This is a genomic window from Methanocella sp., from assembly GCF_035506375.1.
In the GTDB taxonomy this organism is placed as follows: domain Archaea; phylum Halobacteriota; class Methanocellia; order Methanocellales; family Methanocellaceae; genus Methanocella.
The window spans coordinates 1-12,539 of record NZ_DATJPM010000085.1; the positions used below are offsets into that span (position 1 = coordinate 1).

12 protein-coding genes and 1 tRNA gene are annotated in these 12,539 nt (G+C 54.9%); 5 read left to right on the plus strand and 8 right to left on the minus strand.

The genetic code is table 11. The annotated features are described in order from the left end of the window. From VMC84_RS11775 to acsA, 7 genes are all read right to left on the minus strand, one after another. The coding region (locus VMC84_RS11775) for a CorA family divalent cation transporter (protein ID WP_325380879.1) at positions 1-1,288 on the minus strand (1,288 nt) is incomplete at its 3' end. Between the two features lie 852 nt (positions 1,289-2,140). Beyond that, the gene (arsB, locus tag VMC84_RS11780; protein ID WP_325380881.1) at positions 2,141-3,205 is read right to left on the minus strand and encodes an ACR3 family arsenite efflux transporter; all 1,065 of its coding nucleotides are present in this window, start codon (positions 3,203-3,205) and stop codon (positions 2,141-2,143) included. Between the two features lie 33 nt (positions 3,206-3,238). Continuing rightward, the gene (locus VMC84_RS11785; protein WP_325380883.1) at positions 3,239-3,931 is read right to left on the minus strand and encodes a metallophosphoesterase family protein; all 693 of its coding nucleotides are present in this window, start codon (positions 3,929-3,931) and stop codon (positions 3,239-3,241) included. Between the two features lie 171 nt (positions 3,932-4,102). Next, positions 4,103-4,399: a metalloregulator ArsR/SmtB family transcription factor gene (locus VMC84_RS11790; protein ID WP_325380885.1), complete on the minus strand. Its 297-nt coding sequence runs from the start codon at positions 4,397-4,399 to the stop codon at positions 4,103-4,105. Positions 4,400-4,777: 378 nt separating this feature from the next. Further along, positions 4,778-4,852 (minus strand) — tRNA-Glu (locus VMC84_RS11795). 70 nt (positions 4,853-4,922) lie between these two features. Then, positions 4,923-5,699: a class I SAM-dependent methyltransferase gene (locus tag VMC84_RS11800; RefSeq protein WP_325380887.1), complete on the minus strand. Its 777-nt coding sequence runs from the start codon at positions 5,697-5,699 to the stop codon at positions 4,923-4,925. Between the two features lie 361 nt (positions 5,700-6,060). After that, positions 6,061-7,773, minus strand: coding sequence for an acetate--CoA ligase (gene acsA, locus VMC84_RS11805; protein WP_325380889.1), 1,713 nt, complete (start codon positions 7,771-7,773; stop codon positions 6,061-6,063). A 273-nt stretch (positions 7,774-8,046) separates the two neighbouring features. Between acsA and VMC84_RS11810 the strand changes: the two genes are divergently transcribed. The 3 genes from VMC84_RS11810 to VMC84_RS11820 all read left to right on the plus strand — a co-directional run bounded on the left by VMC84_RS11810 (position 8,047) and on the right by VMC84_RS11820 (position 9,795). Further along, positions 8,047-8,400: a hypothetical protein gene (locus tag VMC84_RS11810; protein ID WP_325380891.1), complete on the plus strand. Its 354-nt coding sequence runs from the start codon at positions 8,047-8,049 to the stop codon at positions 8,398-8,400. A 54-nt stretch (positions 8,401-8,454) separates the two neighbouring features. Continuing rightward, the gene (locus VMC84_RS11815; RefSeq protein ID WP_325380892.1) at positions 8,455-8,970 is read left to right on the plus strand and encodes a flavodoxin family protein; all 516 of its coding nucleotides are present in this window, start codon (positions 8,455-8,457) and stop codon (positions 8,968-8,970) included. A gap of 132 nt (positions 8,971-9,102) precedes the next feature. Further along, positions 9,103-9,795 (plus strand): hypothetical protein, encoded by a 693-nt coding sequence (locus VMC84_RS11820; RefSeq protein ID WP_325380894.1) that lies wholly within the window; start codon positions 9,103-9,105, stop codon positions 9,793-9,795. Positions 9,796-9,813: 18 nt separating this feature from the next. Here VMC84_RS11820 and VMC84_RS11825 read toward each other — a convergent pair whose 3' ends face one another. Then, the gene (locus tag VMC84_RS11825) at positions 9,814-10,059 is read right to left on the minus strand and encodes a hypothetical protein (RefSeq protein ID WP_325380896.1); all 246 of its coding nucleotides are present in this window, start codon (positions 10,057-10,059) and stop codon (positions 9,814-9,816) included. A gap of 218 nt (positions 10,060-10,277) precedes the next feature. On the opposite strand from VMC84_RS11825, the gene guaA reads away from it, so the two are divergent. Next, on the plus strand, positions 10,278-11,192 hold the full coding sequence (guaA, locus tag VMC84_RS11830) for a glutamine-hydrolyzing GMP synthase (RefSeq protein WP_325380898.1): 915 nt from the start codon (positions 10,278-10,280) through the stop codon (positions 11,190-11,192). 84 nt (positions 11,193-11,276) lie between these two features. Continuing rightward, complete coding sequence (locus VMC84_RS11835; protein WP_325380900.1) at positions 11,277-12,467, plus strand: acetylornithine transaminase; 1,191 nt, start codon at positions 11,277-11,279, stop codon at positions 12,465-12,467. The last annotated feature ends 72 nt before the right edge of the window (positions 12,468-12,539 follow it).

The window sequence follows — 12,539 nt, forward strand, 5'->3', positions numbered from 1 at the left end:
AAGGCACCAGGGCCAGGCAGGTGATGATCGCGAGGATACGCATGACCCGGGTCATCTCGTAGGACTGGGTGTTGATGTGGAGGTCCCGCAGGGACGACAGGCTATCCGTTATGTTATCTGCAGTCTCGTACAGGTAATCCACCTGGTCGTATAATATATCGAAAAGGTGTAAATGCTCCTCCTTTATGCCCGCCAGCGCGACTTTCCTCGTCTTCAGGCTGTCCAGCACCTGGCGCAGGTGCCACAGGTTCTTCGCGACCATGACCCCATCCTGGCGCAGGTGAAACGTATCCTCCAGGAATGTCGGGGAAGTCTTGCCCACGGGCTGCTGCTCGAGCGTGGCGGCCTTACGCTCGAAGACCCGCACGATGTTCTCGCCGTCCTGCACCTTGCGCCTGCAGATGGAGTACAGGGTACGCACGGCGAACTCCTCTCCGTCCACGGCCAGGCCTTCATTTATTAGTTCGTCGAAAATCTTGCTCTTCCCGGTACAGATCGTCACGATGAGCTCGCCCTTACAGACGATGAGAAAGCCATTGCGCTCAATCCGGACATCCCGGTAGCTGTCGCCGGCCCCGGCGAGGCGGGCGTCCCAGATGAAGATGGCCGTATATTCCTTAAAATAGTCAATGCGCGGGAAGGCCTCCTGGCCTATCTTGCTCTCCAGCACATACCCGGGAATATCGATGGCCTTGCTGATCATGTCCAGGTCGATGGGCCAGACGTCTTCGAGGGCGATCCATCCCGGGCCGTCGATTCGCGGTATCTCGCATACCATGCCATCGCTCTCGCACTGTTTTATGCCGTTCTTATCGATCGCCTTGACCACCATGCGGGATATAGTTGGAGCGGCTTTGACCTCCGGTCCCGGAGGCTGGCGGCCTTTGGCGGTCCGCCCGAGAGCCGTGAGGACCCGGAATACCCTGAGAAGCCGTAAGGCGGGCGAGGCCCGGCCGATGGCAAATGAGACCATGGGGGCGAGGTCCAGGAGCGCTAGCACGATGATAATAAGATCGAGCAGGTGCCACGGGTCCCTGATGTATTTCACGCGGGAATCCGAGAGGTAAAGCATGACGCAGTATTCGGCCACGAACATGGCGATGATGAAATAGTTGATGAGCTCCAGGATCGTCTGCATGGCCGCCGAGAAGCTGAAGACCAGGGGAAGCCCGACCACCGGTATTATCAGGAAGGCCAGAACGGTCATGACGTCTTCGCTGAACAGCCGGCTCGCCGGCCCGCGTAGCCGGCTCTTAGCCCGGGTGGAAATATCGGATAAGCCGCTCATCCTGTCTGTGTTTGCTCTCATGGCGTAATAGTCTTTCGATTTACACAAGCCAGAAAGAGCAACTACGCCATGGACTTTATTACGGGCTGCAGACGCATCCTAAAAATGCGGGGATAACAATCACTTTTCAACGGATGGCAGCAGGACCATGAATCTGGCGCCCTTCTTGTGATCGCCCTTCACCCGGTCTTCCACGCATATTTTACCATAGAAGTCCAGGTGCATCACTAAAAAAAGCATTCCCCGTATCCACGGGCATAGCTCATATCGACGTAATGCCAGGTATTTTCCGTTTTAATATCGTTCTATTTATGATTTCGCCATCTTATACTTTCTTATAACATTTGCTGTGCTGAATATGCCCTTTTAAGTCTCGGAGTGTACTGAGGCACTATTTTTCACCACAAAGGCACGAAGAGCACGGAGGCCCACAAAGTCTTTTTTATAATTAAGAGACAAAGGGCACAGAGAATGCTTTTTGAGCTTATAAGATACAGAGGATATGAAGGCACAGGGGCAAAAGTGCTCTTGTTCATTCCACTGTGTCTTTGTATCCTTCGTGCCCTGATCGCCAATGAACCGGCTTTGTGTACTTTGTAACTTAATCTAAAAAGAAAACTTTGTGAGCCTCCGTGCTCTTCGTGCCTTCGTGGTGAAAAATAGTGCCCTCAGTGCCCTTAAAAGCTTAAAATACGAGAGCAATTCAACACAGCAATAACATTTAAAATATTATCCACGATATCGAATAACTAATCTATAACGTAAAAAGTGCTTATGTCGGCAAGCCATTTTTCTTATCTAGCCCCATGAAAGCGAGCACTAAGTCCTCGACCTCGTCCGGAATGCACATGTTCACGCCCCCGTCGCGTTCTCCGGAGTAAAGTACTTCTCCCGCCAGCGCAGGGCGACGTTCACGAGCAGGATCATGACTGGCACCTCGATAAGCGGGCCGATCACCGCCGCGAACGCCTGCCCGGACCCGATGCCGAACACGCCGACGGCGACGGCGATGGCCAGCTCGAAGTTGTTACTGGCCGCCGTAAACGATAGAGTGCAGGACTGCTCGTAGTTCACGCCTATATACCAGGATATGAAGAACGAGACCGCGAACATTATAACGAAATAGATGAGCAGCGGTATGGCGATTATTACGACATCGAATGGTTGAGCTACTATATACTGGCCTTTCAGTGAGAACATCACGATTATTGTGAAGAGTAGCGCAAGTAGTGTTATCGGACTGATAGCAGGGATGAACTTGTCATCGTACCATTCTTTTCCTAAACGCGGGCGCAGAGTAAACCGTGTCAGCACTCCGGCAGCGAACGGGATACCCAGATAAATCAATACGGACTTTGCCACTTCCCATATTGTGATATTGACCACCATGCTCTGCATGCCGAGCCAGGATGGTAGCAATGTAATGAACACGTATGCATATATGGAATAGAATAGCACCTGGAAGATAGAGTTCAAAGCGACCAGCGCAGCCGCATACTCAGAATCGCCGCAGGCCAGCCGGTTCCATACTATGACCATGGCGATGCATCTTGCCAGCCCTATCAATATAAGCCCCGCCGCATACTCCGGATAGCTCCTTAACAAGAGTACGGCGAGCACGAACATTAATACTGGCCCGACGATCCAGTTCTGGAAAAGGGACAGCGCCATGACCTTTACATTCCTGAACACCTTCCCAATCGCCTCATACTTAACGCGGGCGAGGGGCGGGTACATCATCACGATAAGGCCAATAGCGATGGGGATGGACGTAGTGCCAATCGACAGGCTATTCAAGAAAGTCGCAAAGCCCGGGTACACAAAGCCCAAGCCTATTCCAAGGGCCATAGCAAGGAATATCCATAGAGTCAGATATTTATCGAGGAAGGAAAGCCTCGATGCGGTAGGTTCAGCCATAACAAAACACCCCTATAGATGAGAACCGTTTTATCAATAACCTCTTCTCAATATTGCTTCAAGCTCATCCGCATGGGGCATCGAAGATCGTATCTTCTTACACGTTGTATCAATGTCATATTCCAGGCGGACGATCTCATTTGTCCTATTTTTCGTGTCGAATACCATGCATGAAGCCCTCCAGTCCATATCTCTGGACTGCCCTACGCTTCCCGGGTTCAGGATCGTTAATTTTGAAGTCTTTAATATTGCGGGTTTATGGGTATGCCCCAGGATCAGGTAATCGGCGTTAACGCTGGCGGTATACTCTTCGAGCTTTTCAAGGGGCGTATCGGGATAAATATAGTCAAAGAACGATGCAGGGCTTCCATGCGCCAGCATGAGCTTTAATCCGTCTAACTCAAGTTCTATCTTCAATGGCAGGCCGCGTAAAAAGCTTTCTTCGCTCTCGCTTAGGGACGCCCACGTATATTCTCTCGTCGCTTCGGATAGATGCTTATAAGTATAGCTACAGCCACAGTCCACATGCAATGCAACGGCATTATCGTGGTTACCGCGTACCGTGGGCACGTTGTTGCTGCGCATCCAGTCGATGCACTCCATGGGGTCCGGGCCATAATCGACAAGGTCGCCCATACAGAAAATACTGTCGTATTTCACATTTTCCAGTACTGCGCGGAGCGCTTCCATGTTCGCATGGATATCGGATATTAAGAGTAGTCTCATAAATCAACCTACTTTGCGGATATTCAGGAGCGGCACGACGAGCAAAGGCGCCGTGAACTTTTCCCGGATCTTGTGCAAGTATTTTTCTCCTACTGTATCCTGCGATTACGGAAAAAGGCATTATCGCCATATTCCTCCAGCAGGGGCCTTCGAAAATGATTAACTCCTTATTCATTTACACTCACCCAACAGCGCGTCGTCAACTTCCATCCGTGGTATGTCCAGTACCTCCATGATGCGGACAGCCTGGTCGCTCTTGATCTTATAGAGCATCCTGATCCCGTCCCTCCGCACGTCGAGGATGCCGGCCTCAACCAGAATTTTCAGGTGCTGGGACACCGTGGGCTGGGCTTTACCGATGAACGGCACGATGGTGCAGGCACACTTCTCTCCGTTCAACAAATATTGTAAAATCTTAATCCTGGTCTCATCGCCCATCGCTTTCAGCAGCTTGATCTTCTCATCCATCTTGCATCGTTATATTTGTATATGCGAATATACAAATAAATTTCGACCTAAACGATGAATAACTATTGAATAATATAAAAAATGATTTCTTTTGGTCCCTGGATATCACCCCGATAGACTTTATTCCATGTGCTTCGGGATTAAATCGATAAAAGTGAAGGATTTGGACTAAAAGGTTTGGTGCTCAGATTGGGATTAGAACCCGAGTCGCCGGCCTTTCGAGCCGGCTACATGATCTGGAACAAGCAGAAAATAACAGCGGCCGGGCGAGTAGGGTGCAAGCCCGGCCCGGACATTGTAGCACCCGAAAAGCCGAGTAGCCTTGCCAACAGGCAAGGCGTCGACCCGCGAAGTAAAAGGTCATCTTATAATAGAACGTGCTCCGGTCGGGATTTGAACCCGAGTCGCCGGCTCGAAAGGCCGGCATGATTGGCCGCGCTACACTACCGGAGCAGAAAAGCGAAGCTTACATGAGCATCCATCTACTTAAATTTTCCGCATAACGTGAGGCCCCATTTTATTCTTATCCGCTATAGCTAAAGGCCAGCGGTATGCGTAACCCCTCGCCCGCGGGCTTAACCCGTTTCTTCCTCGACAGCCTGGCCACTGCATAGAAGTAACCGATGCTGAACATGCCGCCATAATTATAGTAGACGTCGATCTCCCGCATCATCGAATCCTTGAACGCCCTGGTGAACTTGTTCTTCGGGCTCATGACCTGCCGCCGCATCTGGGCATAGTACCGGTCCCAGGCAGACTGGGGCAGCATGGAGGCGAACATGATCTCGAAATCGTAGGCTTCGAGCAGCTTTCTATAGCGGATCTCGGTCAGGTAGCTGCAGACGCCCTCCTCGTATGCATCCCGGACGGGCTGGGGCACGTCATCCCGTAAATAGATCAGGTCCGTCAGGGCCAGGCAGCGGCCTTCCTTCAGGAGGTCGGCCGAATGGGCGATGCCCTCCTCGCGGCCGATATACGTCAGCGCGCCGCCCTCCGCCAGGATCAGGTCGTACTTGCCCTCACCGAAGTCCATATCCCGGCCATCCTTCACGAAAAAGTTCGTGTACTCGCCCAGGCCCAGCTTCTCGGCCTTTTTCATGGAGTATTCGACCATCACAGGGTCTATGTCGAACGCGTCCACGCGGCATTTGAACGCTTCGGCCAGCGCGCAGGCGGCCTCGCCCCTGCCGCAGGCGATCTCCAGCACCCGGGAGCTCTTCTTCAGCCGGGCGAGCTGGCCGGCGGCCAGGGTATAGGATCGGCCTCCCGGTGCGAGGTAGTCGAAGTCATCGGTGATCATGATAAATAGCGTAGGGCGCCGGCCGATAAAACATTATTGGTTCCTGTTTTTAAGCCCGCGAAGCTATCAAAGTCCGCGAAGGCTGTTCGAGCACGAAGGCCGTACGCGAAGACCGCGAAGCTACATTAATAGATTTAATATTAAATGAGAATTCGGTCATAATTAATTTCTTTAATAAAGTCTTCGAGGCCTACGCGCTCGAAACGTCTTCGGGGTCTTAAAAATACAGGAGTTAATATTATACAACAGCTCCATAATTATGTTCAAAATAGAGATTAGAGATAATAGTGGGCCGCGTAGTAGGCCTTACGCGGCCCGTCATATACTCTTTGCTGATGCGTGTGCTTTCTCTCTCACCTCCTTACTCGTCGTCGAGCGTGGCCAGGTCCCCCAAAGGCTGGCCCAGCTCCATGGCCTTCAGGACGCGGCGCATGATCTTGCCGCTCCGGGTCTTCGGAAGGTTCTGCTTAAACTCTATCTCCCGGGGGAACGCGTGGGCCGCGAGGGTCTTCTTGACCGACTCCGAGATCTCGCGCTTGAGCTCCTCCGTGCCATCGTAGCCGGGCTTCAGGGAAATGAAGGCCTTGATGACGTTACCGTACAGCGGATCGGGCTTGCCGATAACGCCCGCCTCGGCCACGGCCGGATGCTCCAGCAGCGCGCTCTCCACCTCGAAGGGGCCGACGCGCTCCCCCGACGTCTTGATGACGTCGTCGATGCGGCCGGTGAACCAGAAGTAGCCGTCCGCATCCATGAAGGCGCTGTCGCCCGTCAGGTACCAGCCCGGGATGCGGAAGTACTCGTTGTACTTCGCCTCGTTGTTCCAGATGCTCCGCATCATGGAGGGCCAACCGGGCCGGATGGCGATGTTGCCGGGAACGCCAGGGGGCAGCACACGACCTTTATCATCGATGATCGCCGCCTCGATGCCGGGGAACGGCTTGCCCATGGAGCCTATTCTAAGCGGCAGGCCGTAGAAGTTGGCGATCATATTGCAACCGGTCTCTGTCATCCAGTAGTTTTCGTGGATGGGCAGGCCGTAGACGCGCATGCCCCAGCGGATGACCTCCGGGTTCAGGGGCTCGCCGACGCTCGTGACAAAGCGTAAACTGTCCAGGCGGTATTTCTTCACGACCTCGTCGCCGCCCTTCATGAGCATGCGGAGGGCCGTGGGCGCCGTATACCAGACGGTCACCTTGTACTTATCGATGACCCAGTACCAGGCCTCGGGCGAGAACCGGCCGGCGTAGACGACCTGCGAGGCGCCGTTAAGCCACGGCCCGAAGATGCCGTAGGACGTGCCCGTGACCCACCCGGGGTCCGCCGTGCACCAGTAGACGTCGTCATCCCTCAGGTCCTGGACCCACTTTGTGGTAATATAATGCCCGATCATTGCGTTGTGGACGTGGACGACGCCTTTGGATTTGCCGGTCGTGCCCGACGTGTAGTGCATGATCACGGGGTCTTCCAGGCTGCACCACTCGGGCTCGAAGTCCTCGGAAGCATAGATCATCTCGGCATCATAGCTCAGGTCGCCCGGCTCCAGCTCATAGTTCCGGGGGATGTTGCAGAGGACGACCGTTTTCACGGACGGAATGTCCTTTCTTATAGGGTCGATTCCGAGCTTCTTCATCTCGGGCGTAGTGATGACCATGCAGGCCTGGGCATCGTTGATACGGTCCCGGACCGCCTCCGCCCGGAAGCCGCCGAACAGAGGGGCAAAGATCGCGCCGAGCTTGGCGATCGATACGGCGCTCGCGTATAGCTCAGGGATTCTCGGCAGGTACACGAACACGCGGTCGCCCTTCCTGACACCGGCTTTCCGGAGAACGTTCGCGAGCTTATCCGTACGTACCTTCAGCTCCTGGAAGGTGTACTTCCGGTCGCTCCCGTCGGCGCCCTCCCAGTAAAGGGCTACTTTGTTCTTGCGCCAGGTCTTCGCGTGGCGGTCGATGGCCTCATAGCCGATATTGATCTTGCCGGTGGTGTACCAATCGAACTCTTTCTTAACATCGTCAAAGCAGAAGCCATTGCCGCAGACCTGGTCGTACCTGATGTTGCATTCGCCTACCATCTCGACGATCTCTATGCCGTTTTCTGTCCTTGCATGCCAGTTCTTTCCATGCTTATCGCCTGGTATACTTTTGTCGTGGTTTAGCGCTGTGTCGATGGCTGACCCTCCTGAGCCAGTTTACAATTATTAATTATCAATCGTGATAAATAAAGATTGCGATTGTTAATGATTGCATATTACTAATTTACTCGGCCCTGCATAAAAGTTATAATAAAATGATGGAAGAATTAAAATATTTAACGGATTAAGTATAGATGCTGATAGAGGAATATTATGGAACAGGTCGCCGAAACGGTAGTCATGCAAAAACCTTCATCGATGGCCACGTTGCAGAACTTCGCGGCGCTCGGCCTCGCGCTGCTCATCGACTTTTCCGACGTCATCCCGGGCGAGCTCTTGTTTCTCATTGGCCTTGAGCCCATATGGGTACCCTACGATGCGGCCGTTACGGTCGTCGAGGCCGCCTACCTGTCGTACCTCGGCGTGCCGGCCGTCAAGTGGCTGGCCATGAGCGGCACCGACCTCTTGCCGATAATCGATGTTATCCCATGGTGCACGCTGGCAGTGCTCGATAAGCGGTTCAACGTGAAGGTCCCCGTGGTCACGAGGCTTTTTAATTACCGGTAGGCGCCGCATTAATTTCTAGCTACGATTATCGTTCCGGCCCCGATATTCACAATTATGGCCGATCGACCGAATATTTTGATCATCTTCACATCATGGAGCGGTAACACCGAGGCGCTCGCGGAAGCCATTGCCGGGGGCGCGAGGGGCGCGGGTAACGGAAACGTGGACGTAACAGTAAAGCGGGCAGGCGATACCGGCCGCGGGGACATCGAGAAGGCGTCTGCCCTGGCATTCGGCTCGCCGACCTACTATAGCTATATGAGCGGCGAGATGAAGACGCTGTTCGATAAAGCCCTGCCCTTCAGGGACGCGTTTTATAAAAAGCCGGCCATCGCCTTCGCAACGGGCAACGGCGGGCAGCAGAAATGTATCGAGAGCATCGAGAGGATCCTGGAGTTTTTCGAGGTCACCTTCGTACAAAGATCGGACATACTCTCCGCCGGGCTGGCCGTCCAGGGAAAGCCCGACGAGGGCGCGCTCCGGCAGGCGAAGGCCATCGGCCGAAAGCTGGGAGACGCCGGCATCGCATACGCCTGCAGCCTGGGAAGGAAAAATATCATCACAGGCTGACAGCACGCCTTTTTTTCGTCTTAAAAATAGATTTAAGTAATTTCAATGGCTTATATATTATGGATAATATACCCATTGAATTTTGAACCATGGGACACGCCATAAAGCGCTTGATAAAACAGGAGGGACATAATGAAATACCGATATACCGCAATATTTATAATACTGATCGCGCTGGCGGCTGCCGGGTGCACGTCGACGACCCAGACGAGCCCCGCCGCGTCCACCCAGCCGGCAGCGTCAGGCACTCCGACCACCGCTTCCAATGCAGCGAGCGGAAGCACACTTTCATCGATGATCGACTTCAGCAAGGTGAACTGGTATGAATACAGGATGACATCGGATACGGGAGGAACATCGACAACATCGGATCTCCGGTGGGATTACAATATCGACTACAATGGCCATAAGGCGAACAAGGCCACCATGAATATGAATATGGGTACGAGCGACAGCGCGACGACCGAGGTCATCACATCCTATACGGATGTGGCATCGGGCGCAACGCTGGGAGGCCATATAAAGATGATGACCGGCAGCCAGGTGGTTTTAGACCAGGACATACAGCCCGGCGCTTCGGCAACGACCACGCCCGGCGCGAGCACGGAAAACCCGCTGACGACATACCAGGGCACTTCAGTCACTAAGATCGGGACAGAATCTGTCACGGTCCCCGCCGGGACGTATACTGCCACGAAATATACGTGGACGAGCGGCAGCAATACAGGAAACGTGTGGGTGGCCCCCAACGTGCCCATACCAGTTAAGATGTCGTACAGCGCCGCGAGCTCCACGACTGACATGGAACTGGTCGGATGGGGCTAAGCGCTCCATCTCCTCTTCTTATTTTTTCGGCTTTCTTTGTCCCTTGACGACTCTATCGGCGGGCGGCACGTACTTCGGCCGGTCTTTAAAAAGGATGTACGTGTACGCGACGAAGAGCAATATCTGGAAGCCCAGGAAGGGCCATGCGTAGGATGATCTCGAGATCCCGAAGCGGTTGTCGGCAATGAGCAGTACCACCAGGACCACCGGCAGCCAGAGCAGCTTTACCCAGCGCATCATACGGTCGTTCATTTTTCTTTTCATCGCCTAGCTCTAAATGGGTGCAACTATAAAAGTCTAACCCGCGCGGCCATAAAACGCCTATAAGCTGGCCGATGGATTGATTTGTCAGTGAAATTATGAAGACGCTCATCGCCTGCTATTCATTTGCGGGAAACACGCTCAAAGTCGCCGAGAGGGCTCGCCGACACTTTTAAATAGTGAATGCCCCAAATTGACGAGCACACGGAGCATGATCCAGAGTGGACGTTGATTCTTTTATTAAGGACGCAGTCGCCGATATCAAGGTTAGTGTCAGGGACGGCAAAGCCATCATCGCGCTGTCGGGCGGGGTGGATAGCAGCGTTTGTGCCATACTGGCCTACCGCGCTCTGGGCGAGCGCCTGATACCCGTATACGTCGATACGGGGCTCATGCGAAAGGGCGAGACCGACCGCATACGCGAAGTATTTAAGTTCATGGACCCGAAGATCGTCGACGCCAGCGGCCAGTTCTTCGCGGCGCTCAAGGGCGTTACGGACCCCGAAAAGAAGCGCAAGGCCGTCGGCGAGACGTTCATCCGCGTCTTCGAGCAAGTGGCACAGGACATTAAGGCCGATTACCTGCTCCAGGGCACGATCTACCCGGACCGCATCGAGTCTGAAGGGGGAATTAAATCCCACCACAACGTGGGCGGAATGCCCTCGCATATCGCGTTCAAAGGCGTCGTGGAGCCGATCGCTGACTTATATAAGGACGAGGTCCGCGAGGTCGCCCGGGCATTAAAATTACCGGAGGAGATATCGGAGCGCATGCCCTTCCCCGGCCCCGGCCTGTCCGTGCGGGTCATCGGAGAGGTGACGCCCGAAAAGATCGCCGTCGCCCGCGAGGCCAACGCCATCGTGGAAGAGGAACTCGTCCACCAGTACCACCCATGGCAGTGCCTGGCCGCATTGCTGGAGAAGGGCACCGGCGTCAAGGGCGATAACCGCTGCCACGGCTGGATCATCGCCGTTAGAGCGGTCGAATCCCGGGACGCCATGACGGCAAACCACATGGAACTTCCCTGGAAGACGCTCAACAGGATTTCTTCCCGGATTACTTCCGAGATACCCTCGGTGGCCCGGGTCGTCTACGATATTACGCCGAAGCCGCCGGCGACCATCGAGTTTGAGTAGGCTGCCCCCCAGGCGGCCTTTATTTTCCGTTATTTTTTTAACCCTTAAGGATGTAAAACGGTCTATCCATATTGAGTGAGAAGAATGGCACAAGCAAAGTCAAAGGTCAGGCTCTCCGAGGAGGAGGCAATCGCGAAGGACGCTAGGTACGTCGTCCAGTCGTACGGGCGCCAGCCAGTGGTCCTCACAAAAGGCAAGGGCGCGCTCGTATGGGACGTGAACGGCCGCGAGTACATCGACTGCGTGGCCGGAATCGCCGTCAACAACCTGGGCCACTGCCACCCGAAAGTTGTCTCGGCCATCCAGGAGCAGGCGGCGAAGCTCATGCACACCTCGAACCTCTACTATACGGACATCCAGCCGGAGCTGGCTGAAAAGCTCGCGCAGATCACGGGGATGGACCGCATCTTCTTCGCCAACTCGGGCACCGAATCCGTCGAGGCGGCCATGAAGCTCGCCCGGAAGAGGACCGGGAGGAAAGGGTTTATCGCCGCCGAGCACTGCTTCCATGGCCGGACCATGGGAGCGCTGAGCATCACCCATAAATCGAAGTACAGGGAGCCCTTCGAGCCCCTGGTGCCGGGCGCTAAGTTCGTGCCGTACGGGGACGCTGATGCCATTCGCCGCGCCCTGAGCAGGGACGTGGCCGCCGTCGTGCTCGAGCCGGTCCAGGGCGAGGGCGGCGTGCAGATACCGCCGAAGGATTATCTCGCAGAGGTCCGGGAGATCTGCGACAAGGCCGGGACGCTGCTGATCTTCGACGAGGTGCAGACGGGCATGGGCCGCACCGGAAAGTGGTTCGCGAAGGAACACTCCGGCGTGGAGCCCGATATCATGTGCGTCGCCAAGGGCATCGCGGGCGGATTCCCCATGGGCATCATGGCCGCCCAGGAGGGCATCGCCAGCGCCTTCAGGAAGGGCGACCACGCCTCGACGTTCGGCGGCAACGCGCTCGGGTGTGCGGCAGCGCTGGCGGCGATCCGCGCCATCGAGGAGGAGCACCTCCTGGAGCGCTCCCGGGACATGGGCGACTACCTCAAGAAGGAGCTGTCAATCCACTGCAAGCAGGACTTCGTGGACCACGTCCGCGGCGTGGGCATGATGGTCGGCGTCCAGATGAACAAGGAGGGCAACGCCCTCGTCGACAAGGCTCGCGAGAAGGGCGTGCTCATCAACGTCGCCTCCGATACCGTCATACGATTCGTCCCGCCCTTCGTCATCACGAAGGAAGAGATCGACCGCGTCGTGGACGTCGTCAGCGACCTGACGCCATAAGCTGCCGGCAATTGCCGGCGACCTTATTTTTAGACACTTCAACATTGTTAAGCCAAAATGTTTTTACATATT